Origin of the sequence: Mycobacterium sp. (assembly GCF_035314905.1) — a bacterium.
Classification (GTDB): Bacteria; Actinomycetota; Actinomycetes; order Mycobacteriales; family Mycobacteriaceae; genus Mycobacterium.
This window is the reverse complement of record NZ_DATFYW010000140.1, coordinates 15,735-39,583: the sequence shown is the minus strand read 5'-3', so window position 1 is coordinate 39,583 and position 23,849 is coordinate 15,735. Positions and strand designations below refer to the sequence as shown.

Genomic DNA, 23,849 nt, shown 5'->3' with positions numbered 1-23,849 from the left:
TTCAGCTCGCAGGGCCGTCGCCCGGTGCCGGGGCGGTCGAGACCCGTTCCAGGATGCCTTCGGCGATCGCGTGCTCGATGCTGTCGGCCAGCTTCGGGCACGACCGGCTGCGCGCGGTGTCACCGCCTGCCGCGCGGACCTCGGCGAAGTACGCGCAGCGCTGGGTCGCGTCCGAATTCCATTGCACGGACGTATGCCCCGGACCCGGCTTCTTGACGAGCACCGAGGCGTGGCAGAACCGGCAGTCCACCCGCTGCAGGCCCGAGCTCAGATAGCGTTCGCGGTCGTTCTGGGTGGCCTCGCGCAACGCCTCGGCGCATCGCGGGGCGGCGCCAGCAGGTTTGGGCCTCGCGTCGGCGCCGCGCCGACCGGGTGTCTCGTCGTCGTCGTGGGCGCCGTGCAGCAGCAGCATCGAGCGCGCCAGCCGATCGACGGCCTGCTCGTCGGCGGGGTTCATCCTGATACCTGCGTGGCCTGTCCCTTTGGCTCGTCCTGGGACTGGCGCCGCATGTTCTCTTCGACCTCGGCGTGCCACGCCTCGTTGGCTTTGGTCGTGTCGACCTCGATCTCGAAGCGATCGGTCATCTCGGGCGCGACGTCGGCGGCGTCGACGTAGAACTGCTGATACCAGCGGCGCAACTGATAGACGGCGCCGTCCTCCTCGACGAGCAGGGGATTTTCGATCCGCGCCTTGTTGCGCCAGATTTCGACGTCCTGCAGGAACCCCTTGCTGACACCTGCGGTGAAGGCCTCGGCGAGCTTGTCGGTCATTTCGTCGTCCATGTCCTGGGGCTTCTGGACGATCACGCCCCACTGCAGCATGAAGGAGTCCTGCGTCACCGGGTAGTGGCAGTTGATCAGGATCGACTCGGCCTTGTACCCGCCGTAGTTGTTGTGCAGCCAGTTGATCATGAACGACGGCCCGAAGTAGGACGCCTCGGAGTCGAGGACCTGCTCGCCGGTGTAGGCGGACCCGCCCAGGTCGACGTCGGGCCGGCCGACCGTGCGCAGGTACTGCGACGCGATGTGGCCCTCGAAGACGTTCTTGAAATACGTCGGGAAGCCGAAGTGGATGTAGAAGAAGTGCGCCATGTCCGTGACGTTGTCGATGATGTCGCGGCAGTTCGACGGGATCAGCTCGGTGTTCCAGCGCCAATCGGTCCACTCGTCGCTGGCCCATTCTCCGATGTCGGGGATCCGCAGTTCGGGCGTGGGTGGGTTGCCCTCGACGTCGTGCCAGACGAACAGCAGCCCGCTGCGCACATCGGTGTGCCACGCCCGGGTGCGCGCCAGCCGGGGCGTCCGCTTGGCGTAGGGCACCAGCTTGCATTTGCCGTCGCCGCCCCAGCGCCAGTCGTGGAAGGGGCAGGCCACTTCGTCGCCCTTGATGGTGCCCTGGGTGAGGTCGCCGCCCATGTGCCTGCAGTAGGCGTCCAGCACGTTCAGGTTGCCGTGGGAGTCGGCGAACACCACCAGTTTGGTGCCGAACGCCTCGACGGCATGCGGTTCGCCGTCCAGGTAGCCCTTGACCGGTCCGAGGCAGTGCCAGCCCCGCGCATACCGGTCCGGCAGGGTGCCGGCGTCGATCTCACGAATGCCGCTGCCGGCGGTGTCCGTAGTCACTTTGCGCCTCCAGTCGGTGGTCCCTCCAACTAGAACACGTTACAGTTTTGGCCGGCGACTATGCAATAAATGCAGGCCGGATGTCCTGTATATGTGACCTATGGCCCTATTTGAGTTCGAAGGCAAGGCGCCGAACGTGCACCCGGAGGCGTTCGTGGCGCCCACCGCGGTGCTGGTCGGCGACGTGACCGTCGAGGCCGGCGCGTCGGTGTGGTTCAGCGCGGTGCTGCGTGCCGACTACTCGCCGATCGTCGTGCGCGAAGGCGCGAATGTGCAGGACGGTTCGGTGCTGCATGCCCCGCCGGGCATCCCGGTCGACATCGGGCCGGGTGCGACGGTCGCGCACATGTGCACGATCCACGGCGTGCACGTCGGCGCCGAGGCACTGATCGCCAACCACTGCACCGTGCTGGACGGCGCGGTGATCGGGGCGCGCAGCCTGATCGCGGCGCATTCGCTTGTCGTCGGCGGCACCAAGATCCCCGACGGGGTGCTGGTTACCGGCGCGCCGGCGAAGGTCAAGGGTCCGATCGCCGGCACCGGCGCGGAGATGTGGGTGAACCTCAACCCCGGCGCGTACCAGGCGCTGGCCCGCCGCTACCTCGAAGGCTTCCGGAACGCGCCGCTCTAGACCGCGCGCGCGGTGGCCGCGGCGCGGTCCATCTCCCAGTAGGCGCGCAGCGCAACGAGTTTGCCGTCGCTGTCGGCCTTGTACGTGAACACGCCTTCGGTGGTGATCTGGTGGCCGCCCATGGTGATGACGATCGACCCGGTGTTGGCTTCTTCGTTGCCGCACGAGAACGTGTCGGCGAAGTGAAACTCGATCTTCTCGGTCGGCGCGATCGCCTTGTCCCAGAATGCCGAGATGGCCTCCTTCCCGCGATGCCCCTTGCCCTCCGGGTCGAACGCGGACGGGCCGATCGGGTCTTCGACGATCGCGTCGTCGGCGAACACGTCCAGCCAGGCCTGTTTGTCGCGCGCGATCACTGCCTCACGGGAGCGGCGCCCCGCCGCGTGCGCGGGGTTTTCGGTCATGTGTCCTGCCAGCCCGAGTGGATGTAGGTCTCGGCGAAGCGCTTCATCGATTCCTGCTTGGCCGAGAGCGGGGCGTCGAAGCCCAGCCCGTCGAACACCCACGGGATCACGATGTTGTCGGTCACCCCGATCTCGGCGAGTTCACGGTGCCCGTCGACGCCGAACCGGTCGATGCACACGGCCTGGAACTCGAACGGCAACCCGTCCCGCCCGAATCCCTGCCGGTATTTGTTCAGCGTGTCGATCGTGTCGGCGAGCTGGTCGCGGGTCATCATCGCGCTGGTCCAGCCATCGCCGATGCGGGCGGCGCGCTTGAGGGCGACGTCGGTGTGCCCGCCGACGTAGATCGGCACCGGCTCGGTTGGCGCCGGGCTCATCTGCAGCCTGTCGAAGTCGTAGAACTCCCCGTGGAATTCGACCATGCCGCCGCCGAGGACCAGCTTGATCACCTCGATCATCTCGTCGACACGAGCGCCGCGACGCTTGTAGGGCACCCCGCACCACTCGAATTCCTCGGGTGCCCATCCGATTCCGATGCCGAACCCGAACCGGTTGTTGGTCAGGTTGGCCACCGAGCCCACCTGGCGCGCCAGCAGCAGCGGGTTGCGTGAGCCGAGCTTCATCACGTTGGTGTAGAACTGCAACGTCGACGTGACGGCGCCCATCGCACCCGCCGCGATCAGCGGGTCCACCCAGGGTGTGTTCTCGTTCCACATCCGCGAGCCGTCAGGGGTGTACGGGTAATCCGCGGCCGCCTTCTCCATGTAGAACAGCGAGTCCGGCAACGCGATCGCGTCGAAGCCGAGTTCCTCTGCGGTCCTGGCGATGGCGGGCAGCTCGTCGATGGGCCCCATCGCGATGCTGCAGGTGTACTTCATGCGCGTCACGGCTTGTCCGCTCCTACCACCCACATCGAATAATATTGCGAGCCACCGCCGTACGCGTGGCCGAGGGCCTTGCGGGCGCCCTGGACCTGGTGGGCGCCGGCCTTGCCCATCACCTGGATCGCGGCCTCCGCGAACCGGATCAGTCCCGAGGCGCCGATCGGGTTCGACGACAGCACCCCGCCCGACGCGTTCACCGGAAGTCGCCCGCCGATCGCGGTTTCGCCCGCCTCGGTGAGCTTCCATCCCTCGCCTTCGGGTGCGAAGCCGAGATTTTCCAGCCACATCGGCTCGAACCAGCTGAACGGCACGTAGATCTCGGCGGCGTCGATCTCGTCGATCGGGCTCGTGATTCCGGCCGCCTTCCACAGCGCCGCGGCCGCGTCGCGGCCCGCCTGCGGGTTCACCTGGTCGCGGCCGGAGAACGCCAACGGCTCGGTGCGCAGCGCGGTGGCGTGGATCCATGCCACCGGGTGGCCGTCGGCGACCCGCGCGTCGGCGATTTGCTCGTCGCCGATCACCACCGCGCACGCGCCGTCCGACGACGGGCAGGTTTCGTCGAAACGGATGGGGTCCCAGAGCATCTGCGACGACAGCACCTTCTCCAGCGTGATGTCGGGCTGCTGCACGTGCGCCAGCGGGTTCTTCGCGCCGTTGAGGCGGTCCTTGACCGCGACCATCGCCCCGATGTGTGTCGGGGCGTTCGCCCGGCGGATGTACGCCCGCACGTGCGGCGCGAAATAGCCGCCGGCCCCGGCGCCGACCGGTTTGGTGAACGGCACCGGAATCGACAACGCCCACATCGCGTTCGACTCCGACTGCTTCTCCCACGCCATCGCCAGCACCCGGCGGTACTTGCCCGACTGCACCAGGCTGGCGGCCACCACGCCGGTCGAGCCCCCCACCGAGCCGGCGGTGTGGACCCGGATCAGCGGTTTGCCCGTCGCACCGACCGCGTCGGCCATGAACAGCTCGGGCATCATGACGCCTTCGAAGAAGTCCGGCGCCTTGCCCACCACGACCGCGTCGATGTCGTCGAACGTCGAGCCCGAATCGGCCAGCGCCGCCTCGATCGCCTCGCGCACCAGGCCGGGCATCGACACGTCCTGGCGTTTGGCGACGTACTTGGTCTGCCCGGTCCCCAGGACCGCGGCGAGTCGACCGGCCATGCTAGCGGTCCTTCCCTTCCATGACGGCCACCAGATTCTGCTGCAGCGCGGGCCCGCTGGTGGCATGCGCCAGCACCCGCTGCGCGGAGCCGTCCCAGACGTGCTGTGCGGCGAACCCGATTCGCTCCAGGCCGGCGACGAACATCGGGTTGGCCGCCAGCGCACCGCCCGACGGGTTGACCTTCGCCGACGCCGGCAGCCCGATCGCCTCCGTGAGGATCAGCTGCTGATGGGTGAACGGCGCGTAGATCTCCGCCACCTCCACGGCGCCGGCGTCGTCTCCCGTGGCCGCCTTGGCCGACGCGGCGGTCGACGGCGACACCGTCAGATCCCGCGCGCCGAGCACGGGGGATTCGATGCGGTGCTCGAAACCGGTGATCCAGGCCGGTTTCTCGCGCAGTTCACGCGCCCGGTCGCCGGCGGCCAGCACGATCGCCGCCGCGCCGTCGGTGATCGGCGCGATGTCGTGGCGGCGCAGCGGGTCGGCGAAGAACGGCCGGGCCAGCAGCTCGTCGATGCTCTTGGCGGGCTCGACGGAATCGGTGCGGCCGGACACCGCGAACGAGTCCAGCGCGACCTGAGCCATCTGCTCGGGGGTCCATTTCCCGGCGTCGAGCCCGAACCGGGCCTGCAGTCCGGCCATCGACACCGAGTCGGGCCACAACGGCGCGACGGTGTACGGGTCGGTCTGCAGGGCCAGAATCCGGCGCAGCACGCCGGCCGACGACTTGCCGAAGCCGTACACCAGCGCGGTGTCCACCTCGCCGGTCAGCAGCTTGATGTAGGCCTCGTAGGCCGCCCATGCCGCGTCCATCTCGACGTGCGACTCGTTGATCGGCGGCACCGCACCGATCGAGTCGATCGCCGAGATGAACGAAAACGCCCTGCCGGCAAGGTAATCCGAAGAACCCGAGCACCAGAAACCGATGTCGGCCCTGGTGATGCCGAGGTCGTCGTAGAGCTGCGCGAAGCAGGGCATCAGCATCTCGACGCCGTTGGTGGTGCCGTCGGTGCGGCGTACGTGCGGCGCGTGCGCGAAGCCCACGACCGCGATGTCGCGTTCAGTCATGCTGTGCTGCCTTCACAGGTGGTGCTTGTAGGTGTCGTAGTCGGCGTCGGGTTCACCCGTGGGGCGGAAGTACTCGATGTTGTCGATGCCGAGCCCCCACTCCTCGCGCGGTTTCCAGACCGCCTCCACCCGCATGCCCATCCGGACCTCGGCGGCGTCGATCTCGGAGATCAGGTGCAGAAACGGGATGTCGGCCCCGTCGAGCAGCACGTAGGCCGCGACATAGGGCGGCTTGATCCGCTGCCCGGCGAACGGGATGTTGATGATCGCGAACGTCGTCACCGTGCCCCTGTCGGGCAGCTCGACGAACTCGGTCGTCGGCAGGCCGGTGGCCGGGTCCGCGCCGTGCGGCGGGAAGTAGACCTTGCCGTCCTTGCCGGTCCGCGCCCCCAGCAGCCTGCCCTCGGCCAGCGCGCGCAGATAAGCGCTCTCCTCGTGCGAGGCGCTGTGGGTGATCTCGATGCTGATGGGCGTGACCAGCATCTTCACCGGGTCCCGTTCTTCGGTGGCCGGCTCGACGGGCTCGGCGGCGTCGCCCGGCGCGAAGTACGCGATGTCGGTGATCGCGCCGGCCGGTTCGTCGACCCAGTGGGCGTGGACGCGTGTGCCCGCGCCGATCGCATCCGGCGACCCGGCGTCGACGGCATGCAGCAGCGCGGTGTCGGCGCCGTCCAGCTTGATCAGCGCCCACGCGAACGGGCGTGCCAGCGGCTGGCCCTCCAGCGGCGCGGCCTGCCAGGTCCACGACACCACCGTCCCGACGCTGGCCACCGGTACGATCTCGGTCAGCCGTTCGTAGGTGACGGGGTCGTATTCGGCCGGCGGCACGTGGACCCGGCCATCGGAGCCACGTATGCCGACGATGCGGCGCTCGCGCAGCGCGGTGAAGAACGCACTCAGCGTCGGGCCTACCGAACGGGTGTAGTCGAAGGACAGTTTCAACGGCGCCGAAAGGGGCGGCTCATGGGCGTCGAGCAGCGCCGGGCGACTTTGGCTGACGGTCACGCCAACGAGTAGAACAGGTTCTAACAAGTGTGGCAAGAAGCGTTGAGGAGGCTGCAATGAAGCTTGGCTTGCAACTGGGTTACTGGGGCGCGCAGCCGCCGGATAACGCCGCGGAGCTGGTGGCCGCGGCCGAGGAGTCGGGTTTTGACGCGGTGTTCACCGCGGAGGCGTGGGGCTCCGACGCCTATACGCCGCTGGCGTGGTACGGCTCGTCGACGCGTCGGGTCCGGCTGGGCACGTCGGTGGTGCAGCTGTCGGCGCGCACCCCGACCGCGTGCGCGATGGCCGCGCTGACCCTCGACCACCTCTCGGGCGGCCGGCACATCCTCGGCCTCGGCGTGTCCGGGCCCCAGGTGGTCGAAGGCTGGTACGGGCAGCCGTTCCCCAGGCCGCTGGCCCGCACGCGCGAGTACATCGACATCGTCCGCCAGGTGTGGGCACGGGAGAAGCCGGTGCGAAGCGACGGGCCGCACTACCCGCTGCCGCTCACCGGTGCGGGCACCACCGGCCTGGGCAAGGCGCTCAAGCCGATCACTCATCCGCTGCGCGCCGACATCCCGGTCTTCCTCGGCGCTGAGGGACCCAGGAACGTCGCGCTGGCGGCCGAGATCTGCGACGGCTGGCTGCCGATCTTCTACACGCCGCGGCTGGCCGGCATGTACGACGAGTGGCTCGACGAGGGCTTCGCGCGTCCGGGCGCGCGGCGCAGCCGCGAGGATTTCGAGATCTGCGCGACGGCGCAGGTGGTGATCACCGAAGACCGCGCCGCCGCGTTCGCGGGCATCAAGCCGTTCCTGGCGCTCTACATGGGCGGGATGGGCGCCGAGGACACCAACTTCCACGCCGACGTCTACCGGCGGATGGGCTACGGCGACGTGGTCGACGAGGTCACCAGGCTGTTCCGCGGCAACCGCAAGGACGAGGCGGCCCGGGTCATTCCCGACGAGCTCGTCGACGACGCCGTGATCGTCGGGGACCTCGACTATGTGCGTAAGCAGATCGCGGTCTGGGAGGCGGCGGGCGTCACGATGATGGTGGTCAGCGGTCGCGCGGCCGAGCAGGTGAGGGAGCTGGCGACGCTGACCTGAGCGGCGGTTGCGGCGGTATTAGAACACGTTCTAGATTGGCCGGATGACACACGCCGGGTTGTGCAACATCGCCCCGAGCGCGCCGGATGCGTTCGCCGGGCGCGAGGCCGGGATCTAGCCCGGCTCGTGTGCGTCGCCGAACGTCATCTCCACGTTGGCAGCGGAAGCCGATGCCAGCGCCCGCTCCGGCAGGCCCAGCGAGGCAAGCTCTTTGGCGTAGGGATGCTCACCGAGCAGCAGTCGAACGCCGCCCGGCCGGGCCCGGACCCCGGTCATCCTCATCTCCCACGGAGTTTCGCGGGTGGTGCCGTCGCGATGGGAGTAGGTGCGCAGCACCTGTTTCCGGGCCATCAGGGTCGACGGCGCGGGCAGGCCCGCGCGGAACTCCATGCTCGCGACCAGCTGCCCGTCGATGCTGACGTCGAAGCCGAACTGGCGGCAGTCGCGGACCGTGAAGTCGGCCATCACCTTGGGGAAGCCCCAGATCCGCTGCCCGGCCTCCAACGTGAACGCCTGGTCGACCGGAAGGTGATGGATGAACGCCGCCGCGTCGCCCAGCGCCCGCAGGCCCTTGGCCCGCGACCCGGGCGCGTTGACCATCACCGCTGTGCCGAATTCGTGGTAGCGCCCGAGGTCGCCGTCGACGTAGCGCATCAGCATCAGCATCACCATCGCCCGGCCGGGCAGGTACTGGCACACCTCGAGGCCGCTGTAGTCGATCAGCCGCTGCGCCGTCGCGGCGGACACCGAAAACATCGCAGTGTGCTGATTGGCCTTCCGGATCTTGACCGGCATGGTAAGCACCGTGCCGGCGATGGTGTGCTGCGAGGCTGGCATGGCCTCACTGTAGTGCGGGGCCGCGACGAATTGGAGAGTGCCTGTGACCGATACCGTGACCGGGATACGGCCCGACGTGGACCTGACCGACGGCAACTTCTACGCCGGCGATTCCCACGCCGCCTACCGATGGATGCGCGCCAACGAGCCGGTGTTCCGGGACCGCAACGGCCTGGCCGGCGCCACGACCTATGAGGCGGTGATCGAGGCGGAACGCCGGCCCGGGTTGTTCTCCAACGCGGGCGGCATCCGGCCCGACCAGCCCGCGATGCCGATGATGATCGACATGGACGATCCCGCACATCTGTTGCGGCGCAAGCTCGTCAACGCGGGTTTCACCCGCAAGCGGGTGCGCGACAAAGAGGAGTCGATCGGTGCGTTGTGTGACGCGCTTATCGATGCCGTGTGCGAGCGGGGGGAGTGCGACTTCGTCCGCGACCTCGCCGCGCCGCTGCCGATGGCGGTCATCGGCGACATGCTCGGCGTGCGACCCGAACAGCGCGAGATGTTCTTGAAGTGGTCCGACGACTTGGTGACCTTCCTCAGCTCGCACGTGTCCGGCGAGGACTTTCAGGTCACGATGGACGCCTACGCCGCGTACTACGCGTTCACGACGGACATGATCGCGCAGCGGCGCAAGGAGCCCACCGACGACCTGATCAGCGTGCTGATTCACTCGGAGGTCGACGGCGAGCGGCTGACCGACGACGAGATCGTCGTCGAGACCTTGCTGATCCTGATCGGCGGCGACGAGACCACCCGCCACACGCTCTCCGGTGGCACCGCCCAGCTGCTGCGCCATCCGGGCCAGCACCGCCGCCTGGTCGGCGATGAGGGGCTGCTGCCCAACGCCGTCGAGGAGATGCTGCGGTGGACCTCCCCGGTGAAGAACATGTGCCGCACGCTGACCGCGGACACCGAGTTCCACGGCACGGGGCTGCGGCGGGGCGAGAAGATCATGCTGCTGTTCGAGTCGGCCAACTTCGACGAGCGGGTGTTCGACGATCCGGAGGACTTCCGCATCGACCGCTATCCGAACAATCACGTCGCGTTCGGCTTCGGCACCCACTTCTGCCTGGGCAACCAGCTGGCGCGCCTGGAGCTCACGCTGATGCAGCGCCGGCTGCTGCGGCGCCTGCCCGACCTGCGGCTCGCCTCCGGCGACGCGTTGCCGCTGCGGCCGGCCAACTTCGTCAGCGGACTGGAGCAGATGCCGGTGGCGTTCAGCCCGACCAAGCCGACGGGCTCCTGAGCCGCGAGCGTGAACCCACTGCGAAATCCGGCCCGATTTCTCGCAGTGTGTTCACGCTCGGCGTTCCCGGGCGGCGGCCACCCGGCCGATGATGCCGCCCACGGTGTCCTCCGCGGTGACCCGCACCACCCGCCAGCCGAGATCGTTCAACGCCTCCATTCGGCGGATGTCGCCGTTGAACTGCCTGCGGTTCGTCCGGTGATGATCGCCGTCGTACTCGGCAGCGACGCGGATGTCCTCCCAGCCCATGTCGAGCACGGCGACCGGCGCACCGAACACGTCGTACACCGGGATCTGCGTCCGTAACGGCCCGAAACCCGCCCGGATGAGCAGCAGTCGCAGCCACGTCTCCCGGGGTGACTCGGCGCCCGGGTCGACCAGACCGAGGCTCAGTCGGGCGCGCCTCATGCCGCGGCGGCCCGCGTAGCGCCCCGCCAGCAGGTCGACGTCGCCGAGCTTCAGCCGGGTCGCGCGCGCCAGCGAGTCGATCGCCGTGACCGCGCTGTCGACCGGATAGCGGCACGCCAGGTCCAGCGCGGTGCGTGCCGGTGTCGTCACGCGCATGCCATCGATGACGCCGACTTCGTCCTCACCGGCCCGGTTTGAATAGGTCCGGATTCCGGTCGGCGGGCGCCGGTTGTCGTGGAGAAGCTCGGCCAGGCGCGGGTCGATCCACTTGGCGCCGTGCAGCGCCGACGCCGACAAGCCGGCGAGCACCCCCCGTCGCCGCGACCACAACCAACCCGCCCGTGCGCGCAGTCGTGCGGTCATCTCGACGTTCTTTCCGACGTACACATCCGGATAGACCGCGACGAACCGGCTCCGCAGCGCGTACGGCGTCAGGTCTCCGGTGGCCAGCGCCTCACTGCCGATGAATGCCTGCGCCATTCCGACACTGTGCCGAAGGCCACCGACACGGCCCGATCAGCGACCGCCGAACTTCGGGGTCCGCTTCTCGGCGAACGCCCTCGGCCCTTCCTTCGCATCCTCGCTGAGGAACACCTTGATGCCGAGCTGGGTGTCGATCTTGAACGCGTCGTTCTCGTTCATGCCCTCGGTCTCGCGGATCGACTGCAGAATCGCCTGCACCGCCAGCGGCCCGTTGTTGTTGATCATCTCGGCGATCTCGAGCGCCTTGGCCAGCGCCTGGCCGTCGGGGACGACATACCCGATCAGGCCGATCTCCTTGGCCTCGGCGGCCTTGATGTGCCGGCCGGTCAGCAGCAGATCGCATGCCACCGTGTAGGGGATCTGCCGGACGAGACGCACCGCCGAGCCGCCCATCGGGTACAGGCTCCACCTGGCCTCGGAGATGCCGAACTTGGCGCTCTCGCCGGCGATGCGGATGTCGGTGCCTTGCAGGATCTCGGTGCCGCCGGCGATCGCGGGACCCTCGACGGCGGCGATCAGCGGCTTTTTCAGCCGTCGGCCCTTCAGCAGGCCGTCGATGCGCGACGGGTCGTAGCTGCCGTCCTTGAACGAGTCACCGGGCGGCTTGTTGGTCGCCGCCTTGAGGTCCATGCCCGAGCAGAAGTAGCCGCCTGCGCCGGTCAGGATGCAGGACCGGATGCCGGGATCGTTGTCGACGCGGTCCCAGGCCGCCACCATTGTCGAGAGCATCTCGGTGGAGAGCGCGTTACGCGCCTCCGGCCGGTTGAGCGTCACGATGAGGGTGTGTCCGCGCTGCTCGACGATGGCGTCGGGTCCCTTGTCGGCCTCGCTCACGGGTGCCCGCCTTTCTACGCGATCGACACAGACTTGTCAGAAAATGTAACACGTTCTAATTTGGGGTCCGTGGCCCTCAACATTGCCGATCTCGCCGAGCACGCCATCGACGCTGTGCCCGACCGTGTCGCCCTGATCTGCGGCGACGAGCGGTTGACCTACGCCCAACTCGAGGAAAAGTCCAACCGCCTCGCGCACTACCTGATCGACCGGGGCGTCAAGAAGGACGACAAGGTCGGACTGTACTGCCGCAACCGTATCGAGATCGTGATCGCGATGCTCGGCATCGTGAAGGCCGGCGCCATCCTGGTGAACGTCAACTTCCGCTACGTCGAGGGCGAACTGCGCTACCTGTTCGACAACTCCGACATGGTGGCGCTGGTGCACGAGCGCCGCTACAGCGATCGCGTCGCGAACGTGCTCGGCGACACCCCGAACGTGAAGACCGTCCTGGTGGTCGAGGACGGCAGCGAAAACGACCACCAGCGCTACGGCGGTGTCGAGTTCTACTCCGCGATCGCGCAGGGCTCACCCGGGCGTGACTTCGGCGAGCGCAGCGCCGACGACATCTACCTGCTCTACACCGGCGGCACCACCGGGTTCCCCAAGGGCGTGATGTGGCGCCATGAGGACATCTACCGGGTGCTGCTGGGCGGGACCGACTTCGCGACGGGCGAATACGTCGAAGACGAGTACGACCTGTCCAGGCAGGCCGCCGCCGGGCCGCCGATGATCCGCTTCCCGATCCCGCCGATGATTCACGGCGCGACGCAGTCGGCCACCTGGATGGCGCTGTTCAGCGGCGGAACCGTGGTCCTGGCACCGGAATTCGACGCCGACGAGGTGTGGCGGACGATCCACGAGCACAAGGTGAACCTGTTGTTCTTCACCGGCGACGCGATGGCGCGGCCGTTGCTCGATGCGCTGAGCGCCGAGAACGACTACGACCTGTCATCGCTGTTCCTGCTCGCCAGCACCGCGGCGCTGTTCTCGCCGAGCATCAAGGAGAAACTGCTCGAGCTGCTGCCCAACCGGGTCATCACCGACTCCATCGGTTCGTCGGAGACCGGGTTCGGCGGCACCAGCGTCGTGGCCAAGGGCGAGGCGCACACCGGCGGACCGCGGGTCAACATCGACAAGTGGACCGTCGTGCTCGACGAGAACGGCAACGAAGTCCAGCCGGGCTCGGGTGTGCGGGGCGTCATCGCCAAGCGCGGCCATGTTCCCGTCGGCTACTACAAGGACGAAAAGAAGACCGCCGAGACGTTCCGGGTCATCAACGGCGTCCGGTATGCGATCCCCGGCGACTACGCGCAGGTCGAAAAGGACGGCACGGTCACGATGCTGGGCCGCGGCTCGGTTTCGATCAACAGCGGCGGCGAGAAGGTCTACCCCGAGGAGGTCGAAGCCGCGCTCAAGGGACATCCTGACGTGTTCGACGCGCTGGTGGTCGGAGTGCCCGATCCCCGCTACGGCCAGCACGTGGCCGCGGTCGTGCAGCCGCGCGACGGCACCCGTCCGACGCTGGCCGACCTCGATGCGTTCGTGCGCAGCGAGATCGCGGGATACAAAGTGCCGCGCAGTCTCTGGCTTGTCGGCGAGGTGAAGCGGTCGCCCGCCGGAAAGCCCGACTACCGCTGGGCCAAAGAACAGACCGAGTCGCGGCCCCCCGACGACGTCAGCTCCAAACATGTTGGGGCGAACCTCTGATGCGAACCGAGCTGTGTGACCGCTTCGGCATCGACTACCCGATCTTCGTTTTCACGCCGTCGGAGAAGGTCGCCGCCGCGGTCAGCAGGGCCGGCGCGTTCGGCGTGCTGGGCTGTGTGCGGTTCAACGAGGCCGACCAACTCGAGACGGTGCTGGGTTGGATGGACGAGAACACCGGCGCCAAGCCCTACGGGGTCGACGTGGTCATGCCGGCCAAGATCCCCACCGAGGGCACCGCTGTCGACATCGACAAGCTCATCCCGCAGGCACATCGCGACTTCGTCGACAAGACCCTGGCCGACCTCGGCGTGCCTCCGCTGCCCGACGACGAGAACCGGTCGGAGGGGGTGCTCGGCTGGCTGCACTCGGTGGCCCGGTCGCACGTCGAGGTGGCGCTGAAACATCCGATCAAGTTGATCGCCAACGCACTCGGCTCGCCGCCGAAGGACGTCATCGACCAGGCCCATGCCGCCGGTGTCCCGGTCGCGGCGTTGGCCGGCAGTGCCAAACACGCGCTGCGCCATGTGGAAAACGGTGTCGACATCGTGGTCGCGCAGGGTTACGAAGCAGGCGGGCACACCGGTGAGATCGCGTCGATGGTGCTGGTGCCCGAGGTCTGCGATCAGATGGCCGCGCGCAAGAACGCGGTCCCTGTGCTCGCCGCGGGCGGCATCGGCACCGGCAGGCAGGTCGCCGCGGCGCTGGCGCTCGGAGCGTCCGGGGTCTGGCTGGGTTCGGCGTTCCTGACCTCGGCGGAATACGACCTCGGCGTGCGCCGCGAATCGGGTGTTTCGGTGATTCAGCAGGCGCTGCTGAACGCGACATCCGGCGACACCGTGCGCCGTCGCATCTACACCGGCAAGCCGGCGCGTCTGCTGCGGAGCCGCTGGACCGACGCCTGGGACGCCCCCGACGCCCCGGAACCGCTGCCGATGCCGCTGCAGAACATCTTGGTCAGCGAGGCCCATCAGCGGATGAACGAGTCCACCGACCCGACGGCCGTGGCGATGCCGGTGGGCCAGATCGTGGGGCGCATGAACGAGATCCGTCCCGTTTCCGACATCATCGCCGAGTTGGTCAGTGGGTTCGAGGAATCAACGCGGCGGCTGGGCCGGATCGCCGACGCGTAGCGCCGCGCCCGATCAGCGCGAAATCGTGAAGACCGGGTCCGCGCAGTCGACCCCCTCGGCGGCCAACTGCCGCTTGATCACCTTGAACGTCTCGGTGCGCGGCAGCGCGGAGCTGATCCGCACGAACGACGGCCACTGCTTACCCCCGAGGTCGGGTTGCGCGGCGAGGAAGTCCCGGAATGTGTTGGCGTCGAACTTCGCACCGTCGACCAGCACCAGCGCCGCCATCACCTGATCGCCGATGTCGGGTGCGGGGATCCCGTACGCAGCGACCTCCACCACGTCGGGGTGGCGCAGCAGCACGCGCTCGATCGGCGCCGCGCCGAGGTTCTCGCCGTCGACGCGCATCCAGTCGCCGAGCCGGCCCGCGAAGTACACGTACCCGTCCTCGTCGCGGTAGCCGAGGTCACCGCTGTGGTAGACGCCGCCGGCCATCCGTTCGGCGTCGGCGTCGGGGTCGTTGTAGTAGCCCTCGAAACGGCCTACCCCCGAGATGTTCACGATCTCGCCGGTCACCCCGGGCGGGCATGACTCACCGGTGTCGGGGTCGACGATGTCCACCCCCTCGGGCAGCGGTCCCAGCGCGCCCTGGGGGGTCTCCGGCGTCCGGCTGATCGCCACGCCGCCCTCGGTGGAACCGAATCCGTCCAACACCACCGTGCCGAACCTGCGGGCGAAACGCTCGGTGTCGGCGGGCGCGCCCTCGTTGCCGTAGACGGCCCTCAGCGGATTGTCCGCGTCGTCGGGACGCTGCGGGGTCGCGAGCACATACGACAGCGGCTTGCCCACATAGTTTGCATATGTCGCGCCGTAGTGACGGATATCGGGGATGAACTGCGACGCGGAGAACTTGCGCCGCAACACCATCGAACCGCGACAGGCCACCGCGACCGACCACCCGACCAGCACCGCGTTGGAATGGAACAGCGGCATCGAGACATAGCACACGTCGCCCGGCCCGAGGGAGAAGCGTTCGGTCATCGTCACGCCCGCGATCGCGACCTTCTCGTGGCTGCAGATCACCGCCTTGGGATCGCCGCTCGTGCCCGACGTGTAGATCAGCATGAACACGTCCGTCGGCTCGGCGGCCCGGGCGATCACCGGAGCGTCCTTGTGCGCCGCCAATTCCGCGGCCCAGTGCTCGGAGTCGACGTCCACGTGTTCGATGCCGTCCAGCACCGCCGCAGCGGCGGAATCCGCCAACACCACCTGGCAGTCCGCATGACGCACATCCCGTGCCAGCGCAGCGCCGCGGCGGATCGGGTTGAGGCCCACCGGAACTAGCCCGGACAACCCGGCGGCGATGAGCACCGCGGAGAAGAACGGCGTGTTCTGCAGCAGCACCCCCACGTGCGGCGGCCGCCGCGGATCGAGGCGCTCCCGCAGCGCGGCGGCCACCGCGGCGCCTTGCTGGATGTGGTCGCGCCAGCTGGTGAACGAGTCTTCGAAGTACACGCCCCGATCGTCGACGTCGGCGATCGCGGTCAACAGCCCGGTGACGGTGGGCACAGATCAGGCTGGCGTGTCGGCCAACTCGCGGCCGATGCGCCGCAGCTGGCCCGTGGCACTGCCCAGCGCGAACTCGGTCTGCTTCGCGGCGAGGAAGTAGCGGTGCACCGGGTGGTCGATGTCGATGCCGACCCCCCCGTGCACGTGCACAGTGGTGTGCGCACCGCGGTGTCCCGCGTCGGCCGCCCAGAACGCGGCCGTGGCGACCTCCACGTCGGCGGGGAGATTCTCCGACAGCCGCCACGCGGCCTGGCTCAGCGTCAACCGCAGGCCCTTGATGTCGATGTAGCCGTCGGCCAACCGCTGCGCCACCGCCTGGAAGCTGCCGATCGGCCGCCCGAACTGCTCACGCTCGCGGGCATATTCGGCGGTCAGCTCCAGCGCGCGCTCGAGCACACCGAGCGCAAATGCCGTCTGCCCCAACGTGCTCAACGCGGTCAGCCATTCGACCACGTCTTCCCCGCTGGCGGGAGCTGCCCTCACGCCGCCGACCAGCCGCTCGGCGCCGACTCCGACACCTTGCAGGTCGAGCTGACCCACGCTGCCCCGTCCGGTGGTTTCCAGTCCGGTCACCGTCACCCCGGCATCCTCGGTCGGTACCAGGAAAACCCTGACCCCCGAGTCGGTTTCGGCGGGCACCAGAAACGCATCCGCGACCGGGGCATAGCCGACGAGCGTGCGGGTGCCGGTCAGCCGGTAGCCCTCGGCGACGGTCCTGGCCTGCACCGGTCCCTGGCCCATCTCGGCCGACAGGGCGACGGTGAGGATCTTGTCGCCGCTGACCGCGGGCACCGCCCAGTTCTGCTGCAGCTCCTTCGACCCGAACCGCGCAAGCCCCCCCGCCGCGAGCACGACCGACTCCAGGTAGGGCACCGCGGCCAGCTGACGGCCCAGCGCGGTGAGCACCGCCACCTGCTCGAGCACACCGAAACCGGCGCCGCCCAGCGACTCCGGCGCGACGGCATTGAGCACGTCGGCGTCGATCAGCTTGCGCCACAGGTCCCGGTCCACCCGCTGGTCGAGCTTGTCCAGATCGCGTTGGTGTTCGGGCGTGCACACCGATTCGGTGATCGTGCGCACCAAACCCGACAGGTCGTCGGCCGCCTCGGTTGTCGTGAAATCCATGGTGTCCTCTCAGCGGTTGGCGCGGGGAAGGCCGAGCGCGACCATGCCGATGATGTCGCGCTGAATCTCGTTGGTGCCGCCGCCGAACGTCAGGATCAGGCAGGCCCGGTGCATCCGCTCGACCCGTCCGCGCAGCAGCGCCCCGGGTGAGTCCTGCCGAACCGTGGCGGCCGTGCCGAGCACCTCCATCAGAAGGCGGTAGGCCTCGGTGGCCAGCTCGGTGCCGAACACCTTGGCCGCCGACGCATCGGCGGGTGACGGCGCCGCGGCGTCCGACGACGCCAGCTCCCAGTTGATCAGCTTGAGCACCTCGGCTTTGGCGTGCACCCGCGCCAGGTTGAGCTGCACCCATTCGGAGTCGATCAGCCGCGCTCCGCCGGTGTCCTTGGTGTTCTGCGCCCATTCGCGAACCGCGTTGAGCGCCAGAAAGATCGGCTGGGCCGACACCAGCGCGACGCGTTCGTGGTTGAGCTGGTTGGTCACCAGTTTCCAGCCGCCGTTCTCCTCGCCGACCAGATTGGCCGCGGGTACCCGCACGTCCTGGTAGTAGGTGGCGCTGGTGTCCGGCCCGGCCATCGTGTGCACCGGCGTCCAGGAGAAACCGGGTGCGTCGGTGGGCACGATCAGCATCGAGATGCCGCGGTGCTTCTTGGCCTCCGGGTTGGTGCGGGCCGCCAGCCACACGTAGTCGGCGTACTGGATCAGGCTCGTCCACATCTTCTGGCCGTTGATCACATACTCGTCGCCGTCGCGTACCGCGGCGGTGCGCAGCGCCGCCAGGTCGGTGCCCGCGCCGGGCTCGGAGTAGCCGATCGAGAAGTGCAGCTCGCCCGCCGCGATCTTGGGCAGGTAGAAGTGCTTCTGCTCGTGGGTGCCGTACGCCATGATCGTGGGCGCGACACTGTTGATGGTCAGGAAGGGCACCGGCGCACCGGCGACCGCGGCCTCGTCGGTGAAGATCAGCTGGTCCATCGCCGAGCGCGCCTGACCGCCGTATTCCTTCGGCCAGCCCAGGGCCAGCCACCCGTCGTGGCCCATCTGCGCAACCGTTTCCCGGTAGGCGTTGCCGGTGCCGTACTCGCCCGACGTCATGTTCAGCGCCTCGGTGCGTTCCGGCGTCATGAGCTGGGCGAAGTAGGCTCGCAGTTCGCGGCGCAACTCCTCTTGCTCGGGGGTGTAGCTGATCCGCATCGCCTCGTCCTTAAGTCTGATGTGGGTACCCGGTCGACCACCCCGGTTGTAACACGTTCTAGTGTTGGGGTCCAGCGACGGTTCGCCGCCCCCAGCGTCCCGGTCCGGTCGTATTGTGGTGCTGCCTGTGGAATTGGCGAGTACGAGGAGGTTGTCGTGCGAGTTGAAGTGGACCGTGACCGGTGCGAGGGCAACGCGGTGTGCGTCGGCATCTCGCCGGACCTGTTTGATCTCGACGACGAGGACTACGCGGTGGTGAAGGCCGACCCGATTCCGGCTGACAAGGAGGAGCTGGCCGAGCAGGCCGTCGCCGAGTGCCCGCGCGCGGCGTTGCTGCGCAAGGATTAGCAAGAACTAGAGGTATTCATAAGTTGAGCCGTTGGACGCTGGCCGGGAGGCTGATCAGATGACGGATTTGTCCGGGCGCGTTGCGGTGGTGACCGGCGCGGCCGCCGGGCTGGGCCGCGCCGAGGCGATCGGCCTGGCCCGCGCCGGGGCCACCGTGGTGGTCAACGACATCGACTCGGCGCTGAAGAACTCCGACGTGCTGGACGAGATCAGCGCCGTCGGCAGCCGGGGCGTCCCGGTGCCGGGTGACGTCAGCCGGCGCGCGACCGCCGACGAGCTGCTCTCCGCCGCGACCGGCGAGGGCGGGCTCGACATCGTCGTCAACAACGCCGGCATCACCCGCGACCGGATGCTGTTCAACATGTCCGACGAGGACTGGGACCTGGTCATCGATGTCCATCTGCGCGGACACTTCCTGCTCACCCGCAACGCCGCCGCGTACTGGCGGTCGAAGGCCAAGGAGGAGGGCCGGGTCTACGGCCGGCTCGTCAACACGTCCTCTGAGGCCGGGTTGTCGGGCCCCGTCGGGCAGGCCAACTACGGCGCCGCGAAAGCGGGCATCACCGCGCTGACCTTGTCGGCGGCGCGGGCACTGGGCCGATACGGGGTTTGCGCGAACGCGATCTGCCCGCGGGCGCGCACCGCGATGACCGCCGACGTCTTCGGGGAGGCCCCCGATGGCGAGGTCGATCCGCTGTCCACCGACCACGTCGTCACGCTGGTCCAATTCCTCGCGTCGCCGGCTGCCGAGGCGGTCAACGGCCAGTTGTTCATCGTCTACGGGCCCTCGGTGACGCTGGTGGCGGCGCCGACCGCGGAGCACCGGTTCACCGCCGACGGCCCCGCATGGGCCCCGGCGGACCTCAGCACGACGCTGCAGAAGTACTTTGCTGATAGGGACGAGGGACTGACCTTCGGCGCGACGGGGCTGATGGAGTCGCAGCCCTGACAGCCACCTGTAGAGCGGTCACCGACGAACTGGAACGCGTGACAAAGCGATGGCGGAAAGCGGTGGGTGGCTGGCCAAACCGCCGGTTCGTGTCTTATTTCGCCGTTCTTCGACACCGGAACCCGTTCTAGTTACTATGATCCGTTCCACGGAGCGCTTCGTCGTGTTTGAGGGGGTGGGAGCGGCGCCGGTGGTCTTCGCCCGCCGTCGATTCGACCGTCCGCTGGCTGTGAAGGGGGCCGAGTGAAAGAACAGCTCGCGGTTCCGGCCCGGGCTGTGGGCGGGTTCTTCGAAATGTCGGGGGACACCTTCCGCGCAATGTTCCGCCGGCCCTTCCAGCTTGGCGAGTTCCTCGAGCAGACGTGGATGATCGCGCGGGTGTCAATCGTTCCGACATTGCTGGTGGCGATCCCGTTCACCGTGCTGGTGGCATTCACGATCAACATCCTGCTTCGCGAGATCGGCGCCGCCGACCTGTCCGGTGCTGGCACCGCGTTCGGCACGATCACCCAACTGGGTCCGGTGTGCACGGTGCTGGTCGTGGCCGGGGCGGGTGCGACCGCGATCTGCGCCGACCTCGGCGCGCGCACCATCCGCGATGAGATCGACGCGATGCGGGTGCTGGGCATCGATCCGATCCACCGCCTCGTGGTCCCCCGCGTGCTGGCGTCCACATTCGTGGCGCTGCTTCTCAACGGCCTCGTGTGCGCGATCGGCCTGTCCGGCGGATACGTCTTCTCGGTGCTGCTTCAAGGTGTCAACCCGGGGGCGTTCATCAACGGGTTGACCGTGCTCACCGGTCTGGGTGAACTGGTCCTCGCCGAGGTCAAGGCGCTGCTGTTCGGTCTGTGCGCGGGCCTGGTCGGCTGCTACCGCGGGCTCACGGTCAAGGGCGGTCCCAAGGGCGTCGGCAACGCCGTCAACGAGACCGTCGTCTACGCCTTCATCTGCCTGTTCGTGATCAACGTGCTGATGACCGCGATCGGCGTCCGAATGCTGCACCGTTAGGGGGAACGCGATGACGATCATCCGGGGAATCACCGCGGCCGTCATCGCCGTTGGCATCGCTGTCGCGTCGGCGAACCCCGCTTCGGCGTCAGATCCGATGCAGGGCATATACACCTACACACAGGCTGGGGTCGATCCTTCCACCTGGACGATTTTTCCCACCTGCGTTGCAGCCGGCTGCGTACTGCACGTGGGAGGTGAAACGCCCCATAAGGGGCCGGAAAGCGACGAGCCGCCCTACGCCGGCGATGCCCGGTTGGTGAATGGCATCTGGACCATGCCCGTCAACAAGATTGACGGCTTCACCTGCGCGGACGGCAGCAAAGCCCCATCGACGGACATCTACTCGTTCGACGACGTGACGCTCACCGGCACCCATACCGTTACCCATGCCGCCGTCTGTGGTACGCAGCCTGGGCTCACCAAAGCACCATTCACCCTGGCGTTCCAGGCCCCGATCCCGTTCCCGGTGAACCAGGACCCGCTGATATGCGACTTCGCCAAGCAATGTTTCTAGGCTTCGCCGGGCGATTTTTCGGACACCAGATCACCGGCAGGGCATGCGCGCTATTCTCCGTGCACGCCATTCGGTACAGCGCTTCAGCAGGTCGGGGTCGTCTGGACCACTCTCTGGGTGGTACCGGACCGCGACGAGCCAGCGTCATGCTTTGCTGACAGCGGGCCAAGGAGGTGTTGCCGGACCGGGCGATCCCTTGGTTTCGACACTGGCCCCCGTACTAGAACACGTTCCAGAGTCGATCTTGGTAGATTGCTGTGAACTGGACATTTACTCATGTTATGTCTCATTTTGCAGGTCTTTGACACTGCGAACTTGTTCTAGTTACTATGATCCGGCTCACTAAGCGAGAGGTCCGTCACAGGGGTCAGAACGCACCGGGCGGAGGGCGCGAGAAGTTTCCCCCGGGGATGGCATGTGACTCGCCCATGCCTGAGAAGGGAGCTGAGTTGAGGCAGCAGCTCGCGGTCACCGATTGGGCTGTTGTGTCACCGCGCGCCTGCCGCTCCGGCGTTTCGGGCCGCCGATGAGCTACGACGCCACACTGCGCCTGCGCCACCTCTTGCGAGGGCCTTCGCGGCTGGTTGACGCCTTTGGTGAGCAGGCGCTGTTCTACGGCGCGAGCTTCCGCCACATCCCGAACGCGATCAACCGGTACCGCAAGCAGACGGTTCTGCTGATCGCCGAGATGACCCTCGGCGCCGGGGCGCTGGCCATCATCGGCGGCACCGTCGGCGTCGCGGCATTCCTGACATTGGCTTCCGGCGGTGTCATCGCCGTGCAGGGCTACTCGTCTCTGGGCAACATCGGCATCGAGGCGCTGACTGGGTTCTTGTCGGCGTTTCTCAACGTGCGGATCGTCGCACCGGTGATCGCCGGCATCGCGCTGGCCGCCACGATCGGCGCAGGCACCACCGCCCAATTGGGCGCGATGAGGGTCGCAGAAGAGATCGACGCCGTGGAAGCGATGGCCGTGGACTCGATCTCCTATCTCGTGTCCACCCGTTTGGTCGCCGGTCTGATCGCGATCATCCCGCTGTATTCGCTGTCGATGCTGGCGGCATTCTTCGCCGCGCGGTTCACCACGGTGTACATCAACGGACAGTCCGCTGGCCTGTACGACCACTATTTCAACACCTTCCTGAATCCGACGGACCTGTTGTGGTCGTTCCTGCAGGCAATCGTGATGGCGATCGCGGTGATGCTGATCCACACGTACTACGGCTACAACGCGGCAGGCGGTCCGGTCGGGGTCGGCATCGCGGTCGGCCAGGCGGTGCGCGCATCGCTGGTTGTCGTTGTGGTTATTACCTTGTTCATCTCCCTCGCCGTCTACGGCGCGTCCGGTAACTTCAACCTCTCGGGATAGAGGGGGACATGGACGGCACCGCGTCGACGAAACGCAACGTCAGGATTGCCGCGGCAATCCTCGGCTCGCTGATCCTCGTGTTCGCCGTGATCACCTACCTGTCCTACACCGGGGCGTTCACGTCCACCGACACCGTCACGGTGACCTCCCCGCGGGCCGGACTGGTGATGGACAAAGACGCCAAGGTCAGATACCGCGGCATCCAGGTCGGCAAGGTCGAAGGCATTTCCCTCTCCGATGACGAGGCGCAGTTGACGTTGGCGATCGACAGCGGCCAAATGCGATACATCCCGTCGAACGCGCCCGTGCACATCGCGAGCTCCACGGTTTTCGGTGCCAAGTCGGTGGAGTTCCTGCCGCCCGACAATCCCTCGGGCACGTCGCTGCGTCCGGGCGCCCACGTGCAGGCCTCCGCGGTGCAGCTGGAGGTCAACACGTTGTTCCAGACCCTTGTCGATGTGCTCGACAAGGTCGACCCGGTCGACCTGAACGCCACGTTGAGCGCGGTCAGTGAGGGGTTGCGCGGCCACGGCGACGATCTCGGCGCCACCCTGGCAGGGCTGAATCAGTACTTGCCGCAACTGAATCCAAAGCTTCCGACCCTGCGGTCCGATTTTCAGGGAACCGCCGCAGTGGGCAACATCTACGCCGACGCGGGTCCCGACCTCGTCACCGTCATCAACAACGTGCCGACGATCAGCAACACCATCGTGGACCAACGGGACAACCTGAACGCTACGCTGTTAGCCGCAACAGGGTTGGCCAACAACGGATATGCGACGCTGGCCCCCGCCGAGAACGACTACATCGCCGCGATCCAGAGGTTCCGTGCGCCGCTGAAAGTGCTCGCCGACTATTCGCCCGAATTCGGCTGTATCCTCCAGGCCACCTCAAAAGCCCTTACGACGTTCGGCCCGGTCATCGGCGGCACCAAGCCCGGCCTGTTCGTATCATCCAACTTCATCCTTGGCGCGCCGTCGTACACCTACCCCGAAAGCCTGCCGATCGTGAACGCCACCGGCGGCCCCAGCTGTCGCGGTCTCCCCAACATGCCCAGCAAGCAGTTCGGCGGCTCCTGGTATCACCCGTCGTTCCTGGTGATGGACAACGCATACATCCCCTACCAGCCGTTCACCGAAATGCAGGTGGATGCCCCTTCGACGTTGCAGTTCCTGTTCAACGGCGCGTTCGCGGAACGGGACGCTTTCTGATGAGCGCTTGCGCGAAGAAGAGACAACGCTGATGAGCGCTTGCGCGAAGAAGAGACAACGCTGATGAGCGCTTGCGCGAAGAAGAGACAACGCTG

Annotated in this window: 24 protein-coding genes; 11 read left to right on the top strand and 13 right to left on the bottom strand. The window is 67.6% G+C overall.

The genetic code is table 11. The annotated features are described in order from the left end of the window. Position 1: 1 nt before the first annotated feature. Both VKG81_RS12080 and VKG81_RS12075 read right to left on the bottom strand, forming a co-directional pair. Positions 2–457 carry a hypothetical protein gene (locus tag VKG81_RS12080; protein ID WP_324396200.1) on the bottom strand — a complete coding sequence of 152 codons (456 nt, stop codon included), beginning with the start codon at positions 455–457 and terminating at the stop codon, positions 2–4. Further along, positions 454–1,623: a Rieske 2Fe-2S domain-containing protein gene (locus VKG81_RS12075; RefSeq protein WP_324396198.1), complete on the bottom strand. Its 1,170-nt coding sequence runs from the start codon at positions 1,621–1,623 to the stop codon at positions 454–456. Before VKG81_RS12075 ends, VKG81_RS12080 begins: the two co-directional genes overlap by 4 nt. Before the next feature lie 100 nt (positions 1,624–1,723). On the opposite strand from VKG81_RS12075, the gene VKG81_RS12070 reads away from it, so the two are divergent. Next, positions 1,724–2,254, top strand: coding sequence for a gamma carbonic anhydrase family protein (locus VKG81_RS12070; RefSeq protein ID WP_324396196.1), 531 nt, complete (start codon positions 1,724–1,726; stop codon positions 2,252–2,254). On the opposite strand, the gene VKG81_RS12065 is transcribed toward VKG81_RS12070, so the two are convergent. Genes VKG81_RS12065 through VKG81_RS12045 form a run of 5 tightly spaced genes read right to left on the bottom strand, consistent with a single transcriptional unit; the run spans position 2,251 to position 6,785 of the window. Then, on the bottom strand, positions 2,251–2,658 hold the full coding sequence (locus VKG81_RS12065; protein WP_324396194.1) for a nuclear transport factor 2 family protein: 408 nt from the start codon (positions 2,656–2,658) through the stop codon (positions 2,251–2,253). The two genes, VKG81_RS12070 and VKG81_RS12065, sit on opposite strands and share 4 nt — an antisense overlap. Beyond that, entirely contained in the window at positions 2,655–3,536 is an 882-nt protein-coding gene (locus tag VKG81_RS12060; RefSeq protein WP_324396243.1) for a TIGR03619 family F420-dependent LLM class oxidoreductase, read from the bottom strand. Before VKG81_RS12060 ends, VKG81_RS12065 begins: the two co-directional genes overlap by 4 nt. A 5-nt stretch (positions 3,537–3,541) precedes the next feature. Further along, entirely contained in the window at positions 3,542–4,711 is a 1,170-nt protein-coding gene (locus VKG81_RS12055; RefSeq protein WP_324396192.1) for a thiolase domain-containing protein, read from the bottom strand. 1 nt (position 4,712) lies between these two features. After that, positions 4,713–5,780: a thiolase domain-containing protein gene (locus VKG81_RS12050; RefSeq protein ID WP_324396190.1), complete on the bottom strand. Its 1,068-nt coding sequence runs from the start codon at positions 5,778–5,780 to the stop codon at positions 4,713–4,715. Positions 5,781–5,792: 12 nt separating this feature from the next. Then, positions 5,793–6,785, bottom strand: coding sequence for a Zn-ribbon domain-containing OB-fold protein (locus VKG81_RS12045; RefSeq protein WP_324396188.1), 993 nt, complete (start codon positions 6,783–6,785; stop codon positions 5,793–5,795). Positions 6,786–6,841: 56 nt separating this feature from the next. On the opposite strand from VKG81_RS12045, the gene VKG81_RS12040 reads away from it, so the two are divergent. After that, positions 6,842–7,873, top strand: coding sequence for an LLM class F420-dependent oxidoreductase (locus VKG81_RS12040; RefSeq protein ID WP_324396186.1), 1,032 nt, complete (start codon positions 6,842–6,844; stop codon positions 7,871–7,873). Positions 7,874–7,987: 114 nt separating this feature from the next. On the opposite strand, the gene VKG81_RS12035 is transcribed toward VKG81_RS12040, so the two are convergent. After that, on the bottom strand, positions 7,988–8,710 hold the full coding sequence (locus VKG81_RS12035; protein ID WP_324396184.1) for an acetoacetate decarboxylase family protein: 723 nt from the start codon (positions 8,708–8,710) through the stop codon (positions 7,988–7,990). Positions 8,711–8,747: 37 nt separating this feature from the next. On the opposite strand from VKG81_RS12035, the gene VKG81_RS12030 reads away from it, so the two are divergent. After that, entirely contained in the window at positions 8,748–9,962 is a 1,215-nt protein-coding gene (locus VKG81_RS12030; protein WP_414685250.1) for a cytochrome P450, read from the top strand. A gap of 51 nt (positions 9,963–10,013) precedes the next feature. Here VKG81_RS12030 and VKG81_RS12025 read toward each other — a convergent pair whose 3' ends face one another. Continuing rightward, positions 10,014–10,850 carry a hypothetical protein gene (locus tag VKG81_RS12025; protein WP_324396182.1) on the bottom strand — a complete coding sequence of 279 codons (837 nt, stop codon included), beginning with the start codon at positions 10,848–10,850 and terminating at the stop codon, positions 10,014–10,016. Positions 10,851–10,886: 36 nt separating this feature from the next. After that, positions 10,887–11,687: a crotonase/enoyl-CoA hydratase family protein gene (locus VKG81_RS12020; protein ID WP_324396180.1), complete on the bottom strand. Its 801-nt coding sequence runs from the start codon at positions 11,685–11,687 to the stop codon at positions 10,887–10,889. Positions 11,688–11,747: 60 nt separating this feature from the next. Here VKG81_RS12020 and VKG81_RS12015 point away from each other — a divergent pair, with 60 nt between their 5' ends. Next, on the top strand, positions 11,748–13,397 hold the full coding sequence (locus VKG81_RS12015) for an acyl-CoA synthetase (RefSeq protein ID WP_324396178.1): 1,650 nt from the start codon (positions 11,748–11,750) through the stop codon (positions 13,395–13,397). Beyond that, positions 13,397–14,527: a nitronate monooxygenase family protein gene (locus VKG81_RS12010; protein WP_324396176.1), complete on the top strand. Its 1,131-nt coding sequence runs from the start codon at positions 13,397–13,399 to the stop codon at positions 14,525–14,527. Before VKG81_RS12015 ends, VKG81_RS12010 begins: the two co-directional genes overlap by 1 nt. 12 nt (positions 14,528–14,539) lie before the next feature. On the opposite strand, the gene fadD17 is transcribed toward VKG81_RS12010, so the two are convergent. The 3 genes from fadD17 to VKG81_RS11995 are packed head-to-tail and all read right to left on the bottom strand — an operon-like array spanning position 14,540 to position 18,352. Further along, positions 14,540–16,036 (bottom strand): long-chain-fatty-acid--CoA ligase FadD17, encoded by a 1,497-nt coding sequence (fadD17, locus tag VKG81_RS12005; RefSeq protein WP_324396174.1) that lies wholly within the window; start codon positions 16,034–16,036, stop codon positions 14,540–14,542. Between the two features lie 3 nt (positions 16,037–16,039). After that, complete coding sequence (locus VKG81_RS12000; protein WP_324396172.1) at positions 16,040–17,161, bottom strand: acyl-CoA dehydrogenase family protein; 1,122 nt, start codon at positions 17,159–17,161, stop codon at positions 16,040–16,042. 9 nt (positions 17,162–17,170) lie between these two features. Beyond that, a complete protein-coding gene (locus VKG81_RS11995) occupies positions 17,171–18,352 on the bottom strand; it encodes an acyl-CoA dehydrogenase family protein (protein ID WP_324396170.1) in 1,182 nt (393 codons plus the stop codon). Between the two features lie 156 nt (positions 18,353–18,508). Here VKG81_RS11995 and VKG81_RS11990 point away from each other — a divergent pair, with 156 nt between their 5' ends. The 6 genes from VKG81_RS11990 to VKG81_RS11965 all read left to right on the top strand — a co-directional run bounded on the left by VKG81_RS11990 (position 18,509) and on the right by VKG81_RS11965 (position 23,754). After that, entirely contained in the window at positions 18,509–18,700 is a 192-nt protein-coding gene (locus tag VKG81_RS11990; protein WP_324396168.1) for a ferredoxin, read from the top strand. Between the two features lie 58 nt (positions 18,701–18,758). Next, positions 18,759–19,649 carry a 3-oxoacyl-ACP reductase gene (locus VKG81_RS11985; RefSeq protein WP_324396166.1) on the top strand — a complete coding sequence of 297 codons (891 nt, stop codon included), beginning with the start codon at positions 18,759–18,761 and terminating at the stop codon, positions 19,647–19,649. A 294-nt stretch (positions 19,650–19,943) separates the two neighbouring features. After that, complete coding sequence (locus VKG81_RS11980) at positions 19,944–20,657, top strand: MlaE family ABC transporter permease (RefSeq protein WP_414685252.1); 714 nt, start codon at positions 19,944–19,946, stop codon at positions 20,655–20,657. A 10-nt stretch (positions 20,658–20,667) separates the two neighbouring features. Then, positions 20,668–21,174 carry a hypothetical protein gene (locus tag VKG81_RS11975; RefSeq protein ID WP_324396163.1) on the top strand — a complete coding sequence of 169 codons (507 nt, stop codon included), beginning with the start codon at positions 20,668–20,670 and terminating at the stop codon, positions 21,172–21,174. Between the two features lie 526 nt (positions 21,175–21,700). Further along, positions 21,701–22,543, top strand: a complete 843-nt coding sequence (locus VKG81_RS11970; RefSeq protein ID WP_324396161.1) for an ABC transporter permease — start codon at positions 21,701–21,703, stop codon at positions 22,541–22,543. Positions 22,544–22,551: 8 nt separating this feature from the next. Continuing rightward, positions 22,552–23,754, top strand: a complete 1,203-nt coding sequence (locus VKG81_RS11965) for an MCE family protein (protein ID WP_324396160.1) — start codon at positions 22,552–22,554, stop codon at positions 23,752–23,754. Positions 23,755–23,849 lie beyond the last annotated feature (95 nt).